The 14,684-nt window shown below is 50.2% G+C and carries 15 protein-coding genes; 12 read left to right on the top strand and 3 right to left on the bottom strand.

Going from position 1 to position 14,684, the window contains the following annotated elements; translation table 11 throughout:
- Positions 1 to 164 precede the first annotated feature (164 nt).
- Positions 165 to 2,300: a GumC family protein gene (locus tag ATL17_RS00715; RefSeq protein ID WP_133570872.1), complete on the top strand. Its 2,136-nt coding sequence runs from the start codon at positions 165 to 167 to the stop codon at positions 2,298 to 2,300.
- Between the two features lie 21 nt (positions 2,301 to 2,321).
- Complete coding sequence (locus ATL17_RS00720) at positions 2,322 to 3,377, top strand: polysaccharide deacetylase family protein (protein WP_133570873.1); 1,056 nt, start codon at positions 2,322 to 2,324, stop codon at positions 3,375 to 3,377.
- Here ATL17_RS00720 and ATL17_RS00725 read toward each other — a convergent pair.
- Positions 3,374 to 3,610 carry a DUF2842 domain-containing protein gene (locus ATL17_RS00725; RefSeq protein WP_166638837.1) on the bottom strand — a complete coding sequence of 79 codons (237 nt, stop codon included), beginning with the start codon at positions 3,608 to 3,610 and terminating at the stop codon, positions 3,374 to 3,376. The genes ATL17_RS00720 and ATL17_RS00725 overlap by 4 nt on opposite strands.
- Positions 3,611 to 3,712: 102 nt before the next feature.
- Here ATL17_RS00725 and ATL17_RS00730 point away from each other — a divergent pair, with 102 nt between their 5' ends.
- From ATL17_RS00730 to ATL17_RS00755, 6 genes are all read left to right on the top strand, one after another.
- The gene (locus ATL17_RS00730; RefSeq protein ID WP_133570875.1) at positions 3,713 to 4,765 is read left to right on the top strand and encodes a COX15/CtaA family protein; all 1,053 of its coding nucleotides are present in this window, start codon (positions 3,713 to 3,715) and stop codon (positions 4,763 to 4,765) included.
- A gap of 142 nt (positions 4,766 to 4,907) precedes the next feature.
- The gene (rplM, locus tag ATL17_RS00735) at positions 4,908 to 5,372 is read left to right on the top strand and encodes a 50S ribosomal protein L13 (RefSeq protein ID WP_133570876.1); all 465 of its coding nucleotides are present in this window, start codon (positions 4,908 to 4,910) and stop codon (positions 5,370 to 5,372) included.
- A gap of 1 nt (position 5,373) precedes the next feature.
- Entirely contained in the window at positions 5,374 to 5,862 is a 489-nt protein-coding gene (rpsI, locus tag ATL17_RS00740; RefSeq protein WP_133570877.1) for a 30S ribosomal protein S9, read from the top strand.
- Between the two features lie 88 nt (positions 5,863 to 5,950).
- Positions 5,951 to 7,042 (top strand): Wzz/FepE/Etk N-terminal domain-containing protein, encoded by a 1,092-nt coding sequence (locus tag ATL17_RS00745; protein ID WP_166638838.1) that lies wholly within the window; start codon positions 5,951 to 5,953, stop codon positions 7,040 to 7,042.
- 117 nt (positions 7,043 to 7,159) lie between these two features.
- Entirely contained in the window at positions 7,160 to 7,423 is a 264-nt protein-coding gene (locus ATL17_RS00750) for a metalloregulator ArsR/SmtB family transcription factor (RefSeq protein WP_133570879.1), read from the top strand.
- Positions 7,420 to 8,049: an SdpI family protein gene (locus ATL17_RS00755; RefSeq protein WP_133570880.1), complete on the top strand. Its 630-nt coding sequence runs from the start codon at positions 7,420 to 7,422 to the stop codon at positions 8,047 to 8,049. Before ATL17_RS00750 ends, ATL17_RS00755 begins: the two co-directional genes overlap by 4 nt.
- Positions 8,050 to 8,055: 6 nt before the next feature.
- Here ATL17_RS00755 and ATL17_RS00760 read toward each other — a convergent pair whose 3' ends face one another.
- Positions 8,056 to 9,354, bottom strand: coding sequence for a glycosyltransferase (locus ATL17_RS00760; protein WP_133570881.1), 1,299 nt, complete (start codon positions 9,352 to 9,354; stop codon positions 8,056 to 8,058).
- Positions 9,355 to 9,484: 130 nt separating this feature from the next.
- On the opposite strand from ATL17_RS00760, the gene argC reads away from it, so the two are divergent.
- Together argC and ATL17_RS00770 are read left to right on the top strand one after the other, a co-directional pair.
- On the top strand, positions 9,485 to 10,537 hold the full coding sequence (gene argC / locus ATL17_RS00765) for an N-acetyl-gamma-glutamyl-phosphate reductase (RefSeq protein WP_133570882.1): 1,053 nt from the start codon (positions 9,485 to 9,487) through the stop codon (positions 10,535 to 10,537).
- A 167-nt stretch (positions 10,538 to 10,704) separates the two neighbouring features.
- Positions 10,705 to 11,394, top strand: a complete 690-nt coding sequence (locus ATL17_RS00770; protein ID WP_133570883.1) for a glyoxalase superfamily protein — start codon at positions 10,705 to 10,707, stop codon at positions 11,392 to 11,394.
- On the opposite strand, the gene ATL17_RS00775 is transcribed toward ATL17_RS00770, so the two are convergent.
- A complete protein-coding gene (locus ATL17_RS00775) occupies positions 11,378 to 11,914 on the bottom strand; it encodes a MarR family winged helix-turn-helix transcriptional regulator (RefSeq protein ID WP_133570884.1) in 537 nt (178 codons plus the stop codon). The two genes, ATL17_RS00770 and ATL17_RS00775, sit on opposite strands and share 17 nt — an antisense overlap.
- A gap of 594 nt (positions 11,915 to 12,508) precedes the next feature.
- Between ATL17_RS00775 and ATL17_RS00785 the strand changes: the two genes are divergently transcribed.
- Both ATL17_RS00785 and ATL17_RS00790 read left to right on the top strand, forming a co-directional pair.
- The gene (locus ATL17_RS00785) at positions 12,509 to 13,723 is read left to right on the top strand and encodes an LL-diaminopimelate aminotransferase (protein ID WP_133570886.1); all 1,215 of its coding nucleotides are present in this window, start codon (positions 12,509 to 12,511) and stop codon (positions 13,721 to 13,723) included.
- Positions 13,724 to 13,882: 159 nt separating this feature from the next.
- Positions 13,883 to 14,434 (top strand): hypothetical protein, encoded by a 552-nt coding sequence (locus ATL17_RS00790; protein ID WP_133570887.1) that lies wholly within the window; start codon positions 13,883 to 13,885, stop codon positions 14,432 to 14,434.
- The last annotated feature ends 250 nt before the right edge of the window (positions 14,435 to 14,684 follow it).

The following is a 14,684-nucleotide window of genomic DNA, read 5'->3' on the forward strand; positions in this document are numbered from 1 at the left end:
TCAATTGCTCTATCCATGCAGGATTATAGTTAACAATAAGCAAAGTTTCGCGATTTTGTGTTCACCAAAAGGGTGAGTGCAAACCTCCGAATTAACGAAATACTTACTATAACGAGGCATCTATGTGGGGAAAGCTGCACGCATATCAATGAAGGATTCGGCGCATGACCCAGAATGGGGCCTCGAGCTACGAAGATGTTCAAATCAATATCCATCATCTGCTCGGCGCTATTTTAAAGCGTCTGCCACGGATTCTTATTGTTACGGCATTGCTGGCCGTAAGCGTTTATGTGCTCACATCTATGATGACACCTAAATATGACGCGACGGCGTCGATTTTGGTTGAGCCACGCCTCGATACATTCGTCAGCACGAACGATCGCCAGCAGGCGGGTTCTCGCCCAGGTGCGGATGATGCAGCAATTGCCAGTCAAATTCAGCTTTTGAAATCTCGAGAAACATTGTTGCAAGTGGTGGACCAGTTGGATCTGCGTTCAGACCCTGAATTCACCCAATCAAGCGGTGGCTTGATGTCGACCATTATGGGCTTGCTGGGGCGCGAACAGAAGGCTTCAACAAAAAGCCTTGATGATCGTATCGTCAATAAACTTAATGAAAATATTGTGGCAGCGCGTGCGCGTGACAGCCGTGTGATTGACATCACATATCGTTCAGAAAGCCGGCAGACGGCTGCTGATGTCGCGAATGCGCTTGCTGCCGCGTTGGAAAAACGTCGCTCGAACCTCACCATTGAAGATACTGCAAATGCCACCCGCTGGCTGGAGCAGGAAATTGACCGTCTGCGCCGCGATGTAACTGAGGCCGAAAACAAGGTCGCCGACTTCCGGGTAAATAATGACCTGTTCACGGGCCAAAGTGACAATTCATTGTTGGGGCAACAGCTATCTGAAATTTCTAGGCAGATCAGTGCCGCGTCAGAACGTAAAAATGCGGCAGCAACACGTTCACGCTTGATCCAGGATTTGCTGGCCAAAGGTCAAGCGCTTGAGTCTGTTCCTGACGTGCGAGAATCGCCAATCGTGCAGCGTATGCTAGAGCAGAAGGCCAACTTCCAAGCATCGCGTGCGCAAAGCGCGGCAACTTTATTGGATAACCATCCTACCATTCAAGCACTTGATGCGCAGATTCGTGACATTAACAGCCAAATCGCAGGCGAGGGACGTCGTATCGCCCAAGCATTGGCCACCCAAGCAGAAATTGAGGCTGAACTTGAAAAGTCATTGCAAGATGATCTGACCCGCTTAAAGCTTTCTGCCTCGAATGCGGAGCGCTCAGGGGTCACCCTAGCAGAGTTGGAGCGCGAAGCGAGTGCGCAACGCGATTTGTTGAACACGTTTCTTGCGCGATTGAGTGAAGCTACAGCCCGCACCAACAGCGGCGCGACATTCCCTGACGTGCGCACGATTTCAACAGCCAGCGTACCAAACTCTCCGGCGGCACCGAAAAAGACCATGTTGACCATTGTCGCAGCGGCATTGGCTCTAGTGGTACAAGTCGGCTCAATCATCGTCGGCGAACTTGCTTCAGGCCGTTTGGTGCATTTGCGCCAAGCTAAGGCAGAAGATGAAGGGCGTAGTGTAGCTGCTGAACCTGCACTGGTTGCAGTGCCATCAGAGCCCATCAAACCTGAAGTAGCCGAAAGCGAGAAGCCAACACCAGAAGCGGCGAGCCATGATGAAATGTTCGGCCAGGGTGAAGTGCATAAGATCGCAAAACATGATCCCAAATTGGCAGATGATTTGCCTGTGGTGTTGAGCGAGCTTTCTTTATCACAACAGCATATTGTGTTGGTGGCGACACCAAAGTCTGGCCGTGCGGATCAGCGCTTGGCCGCTGAACTTATGGCACACATTGCGGAGAGCAATCACACTGCCGTTGTGGTGAATGCTGGCGGCGCTGATCATCTGCCCGATACGCTTGGTCTAACGGACTTGTGTGAAGGTGAGGCTGAGTTTGGCGATGTAATCCACGGCGGACGGGATGAGAACCTATTTTTTGTGCCTTGGGGCACAAAAGATCGCCTGCGCTTCAATTCGCAAGACTTCATGTTGCTTATCGACGCCTTGGGCGCACTATATGACTATGTGATTGTCGAATGTGGTCAATTGGGCGCACGTTCACCGATTGTGGCTTTTGCCGACAGTGGCGCCCATTTGGTGCTGCCAAGCGATGGCATTAATCGCGCGCAATTCGATAAAATCCGCGCTGATGCCCAAAGCCTTGGTTTAGGATTCTGCCGCATAACTGATGTCGAAAATCGCGACACCCACGTCGCCTAATCGCTAAAGAATGAGCATTTTGTGTCTGGATTGAAATATAAAATCTTGCAGGCCGGCTTTGAAGTGCTGGCCGCAACCCGTTTGAGCGGACTAATCCGGCAATTCTCTGCATCCAAAGGCGTTATTTTCACGCTACATCGTGTCTTGCCCGACACGCCAGCAGCCTTTGCACCCAATGCGATTTTGCAAATCACGCCTGAATTTCTGGAACAGGCCATTTTGGCATGCCGCGAGAAAGATATTGATATTGTCGACCTAACTGAAGCGCGCAAACGCATTCAGGACCCCGGCAAAACAAAGAAGTTCGCGGTGTTCACCTTTGATGATGCCTATCGCGATAATCTGCAATTTGCGCTCCCGATTTTGCAAAAACATCAATGCCCGTTCACCCTGTTTGTGCCAACAGCATTTCCAGATGGCGAGGGAGATATTTGGTGGCAGGCGCTTGAAGATATCATCGCCCAAAATCCCAGCATCGAAATTGATTTGGCAGACGCTCAAACCCAATTTAGTACGCAAAACGCGGAAGAAATGTCTGCCGCTTTTGATGAGATTTATTGGCACATGCGCAAAATGCCAGAGCATGACCGGGTAAAGCTGATGCGTAAGCTCGCTGAGCGATATGGATATGACCTGCGCAAGCAATGTCAGGACTTGATCATGTCGTGGGAAGAGTTGCGTACCTTTGCGCAAAACCCGCTTTGCACCATCGGCGCACACACGATGTGCCACTATGAATTGAAAAAACTGTCCGCCGATGAGGCGAAAGCCGAAATCCAAACATCATTCGATGTGTTGGAGGAGAAGCTAGGCAAACGCCCAACGCATTTCTCTTATCCCTTGGGTGGCCCGCTGTCGGCCGGGAAGCGGGAATTTGATATGGCTGCGGAAATGGGCATCGAAACGGCAGTTACCACGCGCCCTGGCGGACTTTATCATGACCATGCGGAGCATCTCACGGCGTTGCCGCGGGTGTCGCTCAATGGTCATTTTCAAAAACAGCGTTTCTTAGATGTGTTTCTCACGGGTGCGATTTTTACCGCGCAAGCGGGCATGAAGCGCGTCAATATTGATTAGAGATCGGCGTAAGGATCTTCATTTTCACCGGGGCCAGGGGCGGACATCCACTTGATCGCCCAGGCGGCAGGGAAAAACCAACCAAAGCCAGCCACAGCAAAATAGATCACTTGCGCCCAGTTTGGCAGGGTCATAAAGCCAAGTTCATAAATGAACACGCCGAGCCATGAATATAGGATCAGGATCAACACAATCAGCGGAATGCCCAATAGTTTTTTCGTGCGTCGATTCATTTCAACCTCATCAATTGCCGCCCCTGCGGCAAAAACTAGCATTGCACCGCAGCGCCAAAGGCTTTACCACACTCAACCAAATTAACAAGTTGTGAGTGCCCCATGAGCCAGACAGCATCCCCATCCGACCAATCTCAAGATATTTTGCGGCCCGTCCGCATTTGGCTATATGTGTTGGCCGTGCTCATCTTGATTATGGTGGCCGTTGGCGGCGCGACACGGCTCACCGATTCCGGTCTTTCCATCACAGAATGGAAGCCGATTTCTGGCATGATCCCGCCACTTACAATGGAAGACTGGCAAGCTGAGCTTGAAGCATATCGCCAAATTCCAGAATATCAGCTCATCAATAAGGGCATGAGCTTAGAAGAGTTTAAGTTCATCTTCTGGTGGGAGTGGGGTCACCGCTTTCTTGGCCGCATCATCGGCTTGGTCTTTGCCATTCCATTCGTGATCTTCTTGTTCCAAAAACGGTTGAATTGGCAACTTGCGCCATCCTTGTTCATTCTGTTCCTGCTTGGCGGCTTCCAAGGCTTCTTGGGCTGGTGGATGGTCAGCTCCGGGCTTACTGAGCGCGTGGATGTTTCTCAATACCGGTTGGCAACACACTTAAGCGCGGCTTGTATTCTATTTCTAGCCATCGTTTGGGTGGTCCGCCGATTGCGCCAAGTTGATCCAATCTGGGTTGAGAAGGGCTGGCGCCCAGTCATGTGGTTGTTTGGCGGCATGGTGTTTATCCAGCTTATTGCCGGGGCCTTTGTCGCTGGCATGGATGCGGGACTGACCTACAATACGTGGCCACTGATGGACGGTGCGCTAATCCCGGATAATATTTACACCTCGACGCCAGCTTGGCTTGATGCGTTTGAGGACATCACGACAGCTCAATTCAATCACCGCACCTTTGCTTATGTCATCGCCATCTTTGCGGCATTCCTGCTCTATAAAGCATGGAAGAACACGCAGTTTGCGGGCGTTCACGGCTGGATGTTGATCATTGGTGCATTGGTGCTGGTGCAAATTCTATTGGGTATTTTCACCCTTATTTATGTCGTACCATTGGGCCTTGCACTTGCACACCAAATTACAGCATTTTTGCTGCTCGGCTCAATTGTAGCTTATCTTGCTGATATGAAAGCAGAAAATAAGCGGTAATTTAATACCGCTAAATTAAGTATTTGATTTTGCTAGATAAAATATTTTCTGTTGACGTGCTTGGATTTTTGGCCTAAATGCTGAGCCGAACCGACAGAATAGGGGCGTTTGCTCCATTCTTGACCAATCAAGGAATTTAATAATGAAGACCTACTCGGCGAAACCGAGCGAGATCGAGAAAAAGTGGATCTTGATCGACGCAACTGACGTGGTTGTGGGCCGCTTGGCAGCTATCGTTGCCACTCGTTTGCGCGGCAAGCACAAGCCATCTTACACGCCGCACATGGATTGCGGTGACAACGTCATCATCATCAATGCGGACAAGGTAAAATACACCGGTAAGAAGCTTGATGACAAAATTTTCTACTGGCACACTGGTCACCCAGGCGGCATTAAAGAGCGCTCAATGCGTGATTTGTTGACTGGCAAATATCCAGAGCGCGTGTTGGAAAAAGCAATCGAACGCATGATGCCACGCGGTCCTTTGGCCCGTCAGCAGTTGAAAAACTTGCGTGTATATGCTGGTGCAGAGCACCCACACGAAGCTCAGTCTCCAGAAGTGCTGGACGCTGCCTCTATCAACGCCAAAAACAAGCGGGTGAACTAATATGGCCGAACAAGAGACCATCAATTCGCTTGAGGAACTCGGCGAAGTAAACACAGCAGTTGCAGCAGATGATGCGCCTGTACACGTTCAGAAATTGGACGAGCACGGCCGCGCCTATGCAACTGGTAAACGTAAAGATGCGATTGCACGCGTATGGATTAAGCCAGGCGCAGGCAAAATCACTGTAAACGGCCGTGAAATGAATGCTTATTTCGCACGTCCAGTTTTGCAAATGGTTTTGCAACAGCCAATCGTTGCTGCTGAGCGTAAAGACCAATATGACATCGTGGCCACAGTTTCTGGCGGCGGTTTGTCTGGTCAAGCTGGTGCGGTACGTCACGGCATTTCAAAAGCTTTGACATATTTCGAGCCTGAGCTGCGCGCAGTATTGAAAAAAGGCGGCTTCCTTACTCGGGACAGCCGTGTTGTTGAACGGAAAAAGTTCGGTCGCGCAAAAGCTCGTCGTTCATTCCAGTTCTCAAAACGCTAATCACAACGCGTTTCGAATTTCAGGGTCGCCTTTGGCGGCCCTTTTTTGTATTTAACTGAATATTCAAATTTGCATTGGGAGATTCGGCGTGAATCAGGTTGATCAACGTCCGCAATATGATGAAATTGATCTTGGCGATTTGCTTGTTGGCCTTTGGGACGGCAAGTGGATTATCATTGGCTGCACATTGCTAGGGCTTATCTTTGGCCTTGCCTATATCTTGGTGCCCAATCATCCTGAAAAGGCGTCGATTGAATTGTTTCCCGTAAGCACAATCGAGCAGAACACTTACGCGCCGTTGAACCGCACGGAATTCATCTCCGTCACGCGCGGTCGTTTAATGAACGATTTTGTGCAGGAACTTCAGTTGCGTGATGTCATTGTTGAAGCCGCACGCGAAGTGCTTGTGGACCCAGATGGCACCAACCCAGACAGAAGCGCTGTCGGTTTCGCCAATGCAGTTAAATTGGTCGCGCCTGAGCCCGAGGAAGGTGCGCGCCCAAATTGGCAAATGAGTTTCACCGTACCGTCTGAAGAAGCAGGTATTGCCGTTATGACAGAGATTGTGAAAGCTGGCACAGCCCGCGTGCAACGCAATCTCGTTCAACTATTTGAGCAGCAGCTGCAATTCTCCCAACAAAGCCGCCAGTTGCAGTTGGAAGATCTGCGCGAAGATCGCCAAAATGCAATCGCAGATTATGACCAGCGCGTGAATGAACGTTTGGCGTTTCTTGAGGAGCAGGCAGCTTTGGCGCGCTCGCAAGATTTGGCGCAAAGTGCTTTGCTGGAAGGGAACACTTTTGGCCGTAATGCAACGGTGACGCAAATTCAGGCTGATGTGCCATATTATTTCGCTGGCTATATTGCGATTGAAAAAGAAATTGAAATGATGCGCAGCCGTGAAAACAAAGAGAATTTTGTCGCACAATTGGCTGAAATTGATCGTCAAATTCGCGAACTTGAGCAAGACCGCTCAATCGAACGTGCTCGTGTCGCTTTTGAAGCGACACCGTTGGCAGGTGATAATTTCCGCGCCATCAATTTTGATCCGCGCGACATGCAATTTGCGAGTACCGCGCGAAAATCCCTTATTTTGGCGGGGGCGATCATGTTTGGCGGTTTTCTTGGCTTGATGGTGCTGATTATGCGCAATGCGCTGCGCAATCGCAAAGCTGCCTAACCGAGCAGATCATTATCTAAATTTTAGCAAAGCCGCTTTTTTAAAGCGGCTTTCTTTTTACCTCTTGACTCTAGTTAGATGAATATCTAATTAGATTATTATCTAAATAGGTGAAAAATGAACGCAGTATTTGAAGCATTGTCACATCCGGTGCGACGTAAAATTATTCAACAACTGAAGAAGGGCCCGCAGTCAGCGGGGGAGTTGGCGGATATGTTTGAACTGACCAAACCGACCATGTCGACCCATTTTGCAAAACTGAAAAAGGCAAACTTGGTCAGCACAAAGCGCGACAAAAACACGATCATCTACAGCCTGAATATGAGCATTCTCGAGCGGGCACTCGCCGAGCTAATTGATTTTGGTGGAGAGAAAAATTGACCACAAATAGAATCTTAAATCGTGTCCATGTGGCACAGCTTATCGTGATTTTTGCCGTTGCTGGTTTGGGCTATTTATCGCTCGATCTGGATCAATTGGTGCCAATCCATTGGAACATCTGGGGAGAGGCTGACAATCTTTGGCCAGCGAAATGGGCGCTGTTGATTGGACCATTTCTAGCGCTTGTCTTTTTAGGGCTATTTGCGGCAATTAGCGTGAAAGAAGAGGGCGCATGGCTCGCGCCACTCACCACGTCCATTTTGGCTTTGTTCTTGCTGATCGAAGTGATCATGCTGTTGTCAGGCCATGGTGTAGAGCTGAATGTGCCACGCATAGTGACGATGGCCGTCGGCTTGCTGCTAGCGGTCGTGGGCAATTATTTGCCTAAAACACAGCCCAACAAATTGTTCGGCATCCGTTTCCCGTGGACCCTAAACGATGAGCAGACATGGGCGCAGGCCAATCTATTTGCTGGCTGGTTCTTCATGTTGGTTGGATTGGCCACCGCATTGTTCGCTGCCCTGTTTGAAGTGGCAGCGCCGCTCTATTTCGTCTTTTTGATTGCTGGTGTGGCTGCGGCCTTGATCATCACCACAGCCTACAGCCATCAAATCAGCAAGAAATAAATAGCGCTAGAGATGTGCGGACCGCTGTGGCTGAACCATTGATTGAGGTTGATAGCGGTCCATCATATCCTCAATAATATCACAAGCGTTGGCACAACCATCTTCTTGCTGAAGTTGAGCGGCCAGCGCTTGAGCATTTTGAGCATATTCTGGTGTGTTTGCCAAAAGCCGCAATGCATCCGCCAAATCATCAGCCGTTAGCTTGCGCAAGCGCACAGGCTTCGGCCCGCAGCCCAAATCATAAACACGGCGGCCCCAATAAGGTTGGTCAACCGTTTGCGGCACAACGAAGGTGGGCAAACCCTGGTGCAAGCCGGCAGACGTGGTGCCTGCGCCACCATGATGCACAACGCCGCGCACATACTGGAACAATTTGTCGTGCGGCGCCTTGCGGATGGCGTAAATGGTTTCGGGTAAATCATCAGGGTTGATGCCACCCCAGCCGCGCGCAACAACCACGCGGCCGCCCCATTTGGCAACGGCTTCTTTCAAAATTTCAGTATTGCGCTGAGCGCCAAAAGGCATGGAGCCAAAGCCAACATAAATCGGCTTTTCGCCCTCGGCGAGAAACGCTTTAAAGCGGTCGCTTGGTTCCCAGCCCGTATTGTCATTCAACTGCCAGTAACCGGTTACCTTGGCGCTTTCTGGCCAATCTGAAGGACGTGGCGACACATGTTCGGAGTAGGCATAGAGCGTATCCAAATCATTGCCTTGCGTATCCTTGAAGAAGCCGCCTTTTTTGCGCGGCTTCAAGCCCAAAAGCTCCTTGCGCAATCGGTTGCGCGGCAAATCGTAATAAAGCTGTTGCACATGCATGATGGAGTAAGACAGCTTATTAAAGGTCTTGCCCAAATCAGGCCCATAGTAGGCGCAAAGCGGAAATTCTTCAGTGGAATTAAGCGGTTGCAACGCGGCCATGACGGATGGGATATCCAATGCCTCAGCAATATCAATGCCGAAACTGGTGTTCATGTTCAACACAAGCGCATCGGCACCTTGGCACATCTCCCAAGAGTGGCGCGCAGCCGTTTCCACAATCTGTTGCCCCTTGGCCAGCAGAGAGGGCATGTTCACCAACATGTTCTGACTCATGGCGTTTTCAAAGTCAGATTGCTGCAGAAAATTTTGAATCTTGTCGCCCAAGGAATAAAATTCTAAGCCGCGACTTTCGATCATATCTTTGAAATCGTCCGGCGCGCCGACCACAACATCGTAACCACGATCCTGCAGGGCCATAGCCAGAGCCACATAAGGCTGGACGTCACCTTGCGTGCCAATGGTGGCAACAGCAATGCGTTTTGCCATTTGTACCCTCACTTCCACCGAATAGCCGAACCATATCCAAGGTTCTGCCCATTTACTTTACATATTCAAGCAAGTAGAACGGCTTTCTGGACAATTTCTTTCGCATAATCAACCAAGAAGGGCAAGAGATATGAGCAACAAGCTCAAAGCAGCACTCCTGGGCGCATCAGGTTATACCGGAGCGGATTTATTGCGAATAGGTGTCCTCCATCCTCAGCTTGAATTCACTGCTTTAACTGCCAATACCCATGCAGGGAAGCCCTTGGGCACGGTATTTCCCCACCTAGATGGGTTGGGTTTACCCCGATTACAACAGACTGATGACATGAAATGGCAAGATTTTGACGTTGTGTTTTGTGGCTTGCCCCACGCCACGTCGCAGGAAATCATTGCTGAGATTGTGGAAAACCATGACCGTCCGCGCATCATCGATATGTCAGCAGACTATCGCTTGCGCGATCCCGATTCTTATCAAAAATGGTATGGCAACAAGCATATTGCGCCTCATTTGCAGGAAAAAGCGGTCTATGGCCTGTCCGAGCATTATCGGGAACAGATCAAAGATGCCCGCATCATTGCTTGCCCCGGCTGTTATCCAACTGCTGCACTTATGGCGCTGATTCCATTGGCGAAAGCGGCTCTGATCGATCCTGCAGATATTATCATTGACGCGAAATCTGGCGTTAGCGGAGCAGGGCGTGGCCTTAAACAAAACACGCTCTTCACAGAAGCAGGCGAAAGCTTGTCCCCTTATGCTGTCGCGTCGCACCGGCATAGCGCAGAACTTGATCAGGAAATCAGCTTGGCAGCAGAGCAGCAAGTTGCTGTTGGCTTCACGCCACACCTGATCCCCATGAGTCGCGGCGAGTTGGTGACGTGCCATCTGCGCCTTGCAGAAGGCAAATCTGCCGCAGACTTACGTGCCGCCCTGAAAGCGAAATATGACGTCGAGCCATTCGTACATATTTTGGACGAAGGCGTCATGCCATCCACCAGCATGGTGCGTGGCTCAAACCTTTGCAAAATCAATGTGTTTGAAGACCGTATTCCCGGCCGCGCCATCGTGATCGCCACGCTCGACAACCTTGTTAAAGGCAGCGCAGGACAAGCGATCCAAAACTTCAACATTGCTTTCGGCATTGAAGAAACCACCGGCCTGCAACAAGTGGCGATGTTCCCGTAGCGCTTGACTTTATGGCAGGGCGGCGTAGCCTTGAGACAGGTTTACGCCACCTGCCTGCGCAATCCCGCTGGGAATGGTGAAGGCGTTTAAAGTGTAATAATCGTCACATCAGCGACGATGTTCAGTAATTTGCGCAACTGGCTACAATCGTCGCGAATGAGGCGATCATGACTTATTATTCTGACCATGCCAAAGCGCTGGCCAAAAGGCTGCGCCAGTCTCTAAAACAGCGCGATATTGACCTGTCTCACAGTCAATGTCTCGAGATATTCTCCGAATTGACCGGGGAAATCAGTTGGAATCATTTAAACGCCAAGCTGAACACAAATCGAGACCGGGATAGCTTGCCATACGGCTGGTTTGCCCACGGAGAATATCTCAGCTCTTGCTATCAATTTGCGTTTGAAGAAGCGTCACGAACGATATCAATAGAGTGCGAAAAACAGCGTCCTAGAACTTATGCGACGCTGATGCAGTTTTTCTCAGCGGACCGCTTTAAAGACGAAGCTTTGAAGTTTTCAGGAAAAATCAAGACCAAGGACGCCGACAGCGCGTGCCTTTGGATGCGTGCCGATGGTGCTGATCGAGAAGTGCTGGCGTTCGACAATATGCAAACACCGGAACTGGATCGCTCGATTAAAGGAGACTCTAATTGGCAGGATGTCGCCATCGAGCTATTCATCCCAAAAGAAACGGAGAAGGTCTTCTTCGGTGTGTTGCTGTCGGGCAAAGGCAAAGCCAGCTTCCGCAATCTCAAGATGATTGCGCAAAATGGGGAGCCTTTACCCCTTGATTATGACGACACTGAATCGCTTTATCCTATTAATCTGGGTATGTTCGCTAGCCAAACAATGTGAGTTGTGAGGCGTCGAATTCGGCTTGTTTTGCCGCGTCCGCCGCCTCTTTTGCTTTTTGAGAGTCAGACTTCTTCTTGGTTTTTTCCGTCTGCTCTTTTGCTTTTGGCGATGCTTCTGGAGCTGGTGCGTCGACTGCCGTAATGGTGCCTAGATCTAAATCAGCAACGGTGGCCTCTAGCGCGGCATAGGCAGCTTTACCAGCAACCCGAAGCTCTTCGCCTTTGGCGGTCAAAACAATATGTTGCGCACGCGCATCTTTCTTGCATGGCTTGCGTTTTACCAGCTTTCGCTTCTCCAGCTTGTCCATCATGGCGCTGGCAGAGGCTTTGTTCACGCCCATGGAACGCACAATATCGTGCAAATGCTGGCCGTGAAATTCTTTGTCTTTGGCCAGTTCCGCTTGCTCAAAAATAGCACTCAAATATTCGAACTCGCTGTGGCTCATGCCCAATTCGGACGTGTGTTTCATCCAATAGCGGTGGGCAAGGCGGTGGAGCAATTCCAAATGTTCGGCACGCATAATCAACTCATTATCTTTGTACGCTTTCCGTACTAATTGCAGGCGGCGCCGAGAAATCAATTTGAATTTTAAATATTTTGCGACAATTTTCCAGTTTTCAACGGAAAATCGTATCTTGCGGGCTGACTATCGAGCGGGTGGGCAGTTTAGGCCAAGGCTCACGCGAATTGCATTCACCTGCCGAACGGAACTGCAAACATTTTCACAGGGGATACCATCCCCATCGCCATCTGCTCGCGGGTGCCGACCCTCACACCAATTGACGACAGCTTGTTGGCAGGCGCTATAGCTTTTGCAGGTGATGGCCGATGCGGGAAGGGCCGTGGCGCTAGAAACCAAGAATGTAGCAAAAAACAGAATAAAAATACGCATCTTAAACACCCCGTCGGCGAATGGCCGAGATCAATATTGTTGACACATACACTAGCTTGAAAATTCGCTGTCTGGTGAAAATATTGGGTTCCTCAAGTCAAATTTGATAGAAATCGGCTTTGCAAATTTTCTTATCCATTTAAAAACCACAATTTGTTACAATTCTAAGATGAGCGCGTCGCAAGGTGCTTCGCGCATTCCTGAGAGGTCGAAAGAGGAACCATGACCGAAGAATTTCACCGTATTCGCAGACTACCCCCTTACGTGTTTGAGCATATCAATCCGATCAAGGCGGCGGCGCGAGCGGCGGGCGTGGATATTATCGACCTCGGCATGGGCAATCCGGATCTGCCAACACCTAAGCATATCGTTGAAAAGCTACAGGAAACGGTGAAAGACCCACGGGCGCACCGTTATTCCTCATCGCAAGGTATTCCCGGGCTGCGTAAAGCGCAGGCGAGCTATTATGGTCGCCGCTTTGGCGTAAAGCTTGATCCAGATACACAGGTGGTGGCCACACTTGGCTCCAAAGAAGGCTTTGCCAATATGGCGTCTGCCATCACCGCCCCGGGCGATGTGGTGTTGGTGCCAAACCCGACATATCCGATCCATTCATTCGGCTTTATCATGTCTGGCGGCGTTGTGCGCTCTATGCCCGCTGAGCCAAATGAGGAATTTATGCGCGCGCTTGATCGTTCCGTGCGCCATTCAATTCCAAAGCCAATCGCGTTGATTCTGAACTATCCAGCCAACCCAACGGCTTACACAGCTGATTTGGATTTCTATAAGGAAGTGGTAGATTATTGCCGCGAGCACGAAATCTTTATCCTGTCCGATTTGGCCTATTCCGAGATTTATTTCGACGGCACACCGCCACCTTCAATTTTGGAAATTGAAGGGGCAATGGATATCGCGGTTGAATTCACCTCAATGTCGAAAACTTTCTCCATGCCCGGTTGGCGCATGGGTTTTGCGGTGGGTAATGAGCGCTTGATCAAAGCGTTGAAGCGCGTGAAGTCATATCTCGATTATGGCGCGTTTACGCCAATCCAAGTTGCAGCAGCAGCCGCACTCAATGGGCCGGACGATTGCGTGGCGGAAGTGCGCAATATCTACCAGCACCGCCGCGATGTGCTGGTGGAGAGCTTTGGTCGAGCAGGCTGGGAAGTTAATTCACCACCAGCGACAATGTTTGCTTGGACCCCAATTCCGGATCAATTTGCACATTTGGGCTCACTCGAATTTGCCAAATTGCTGATAAAGGAAGCGGACGTTGCGGTCGCGCCGGGGCTGGGCTTTGGTGAATATGGCGACAATTATGTGCGCATTGCGCTTGTGGAAAATGAACAGCGGATTCGCCAAGCAGCGCGAAATGTGAAGCGCTTCATGCAAAAGCATGGCGGCATGGGCGATAACATCGTGAAGCTAAAAAGCTAAACGGCCAGCCCAACTGTTCTAAAAATGTTACGGCGCTGCACATTTTATGTGTGGCGCCTTTTTTTGCCGCAAATTGGTCCGAATCTAAATCTTATGTCTCCGCATTAGGGGAGACGCGAACACGCACCGCGTAAATGTGCGTTATTAAAGAGGTTTCTAATGAAAAAGATATTCCTTTCAATTTTGGCAGTTGGGCTGCTTGCGGCCTGCGATAACCCGCAAGAAACGCCAGAAGTCAACGAAGCGCCGCAGACAGAAGTTGAAGTTCAGGTTGAAACTGAGCAGCAAAATGATGCGACCACCGAGCAACCTGAAGCGGAAACGGAGCAGACTGGCGATCTCATCCAGGATTTGCAGAACCAGGCTGATCAAGTGAGCAAAGACATTGAAAACAATGTCAACACGCTGACAGAGCAGGGCCAAGAAGCCGTTGAGCAGTTGGGCCGCGATGCACAGGACGCGCTTGAGCAAACCCAAACCAGCGCACAAGATTTGGCGAAAGAAGCTGAAAAGGCTTTGGATGCGCTGACAGATGGCAACACTGAAGATTCGCAACAGGTGATCGGCCCGGATGGTGAAGTGCTGACATTGGAATCATGTGCAGCTTTCACTTACGATCCAGAAAATATGGATGCGAAAACGCGTGCGAAAGTTGAAGCCTGTGAGGCTCTGTTCGCAGCAGCGCAGGATGAAGAGGGCGAAAGCCAATAATTCTTCAGCCAGCTGATTTGATTTAAGGCCGCGCTTTATGCGCGGCTTTTTTGTGTTCGATTCACTTTTCCTACAATCAATTCTTGACCTGTAGGACTTTTCCTATTTATAGCTGCGCAAGTAATCTAATGTAGGATTTGTAGGATATGTCTGAGCAGGCTGAATTTTTGGCGCAGGTCGAGCGCTTTCTGGCGGAAACGGGGTGTTCACCCAGCCGTTTTGGCCGAGAATTCGCGGCAGATCCCTTGTT

The sequence above is a fragment of the Maritalea mobilis genome (genome assembly GCF_004363175.1).
Classification (GTDB): domain Bacteria; phylum Pseudomonadota; class Alphaproteobacteria; order Rhizobiales; family Devosiaceae; genus Maritalea; species Maritalea mobilis.

Excerpts from the sequence above, each read along its gene's own strand:
- rpsI (WP_133570877.1), top strand. The coding sequence starts at position 5,374 with ATGGCCGAACAAGAGACCATCAATTCGCTTGAGGAACTCGGCGAAGTA.
- ATL17_RS00730 (WP_133570875.1), top strand. The coding sequence starts at position 3,713 with ATGAGCCAGACAGCATCCCCATCCGACCAATCTCAAGATATTTTGCGG.
- ATL17_RS00785 (WP_133570886.1), top strand. The coding sequence starts at position 12,509 with ATGACCGAAGAATTTCACCGTATTCGCAGACTACCCCCTTACGTGTTT.
- ATL17_RS00760 (WP_133570881.1), bottom strand. The coding sequence starts at position 9,354 with ATGGCAAAACGCATTGCTGTTGCCACCATTGGCACGCAAGGTGACGTC.
- ATL17_RS00750 (WP_133570879.1), top strand. The coding sequence starts at position 7,160 with ATGAACGCAGTATTTGAAGCATTGTCACATCCGGTGCGACGTAAAATT.
- ATL17_RS00790 (WP_133570887.1), top strand. The coding sequence starts at position 13,883 with ATGAAAAAGATATTCCTTTCAATTTTGGCAGTTGGGCTGCTTGCGGCC.
- ATL17_RS00770 (WP_133570883.1), top strand. The coding sequence starts at position 10,705 with ATGACTTATTATTCTGACCATGCCAAAGCGCTGGCCAAAAGGCTGCGC.
- ATL17_RS00775 (WP_133570884.1), bottom strand. The coding sequence starts at position 11,914 with ATGCGTGCCGAACATTTGGAATTGCTCCACCGCCTTGCCCACCGCTAT.
- rplM (WP_133570876.1), top strand. The coding sequence starts at position 4,908 with ATGAAGACCTACTCGGCGAAACCGAGCGAGATCGAGAAAAAGTGGATC.
- ATL17_RS00715 (WP_133570872.1), top strand. The coding sequence starts at position 165 with ATGACCCAGAATGGGGCCTCGAGCTACGAAGATGTTCAAATCAATATC.
- argC (WP_133570882.1), top strand. The coding sequence starts at position 9,485 with ATGAGCAACAAGCTCAAAGCAGCACTCCTGGGCGCATCAGGTTATACC.
- ATL17_RS00725 (WP_166638837.1), bottom strand. The coding sequence starts at position 3,610 with ATGAATCGACGCACGAAAAAACTATTGGGCATTCCGCTGATTGTGTTG.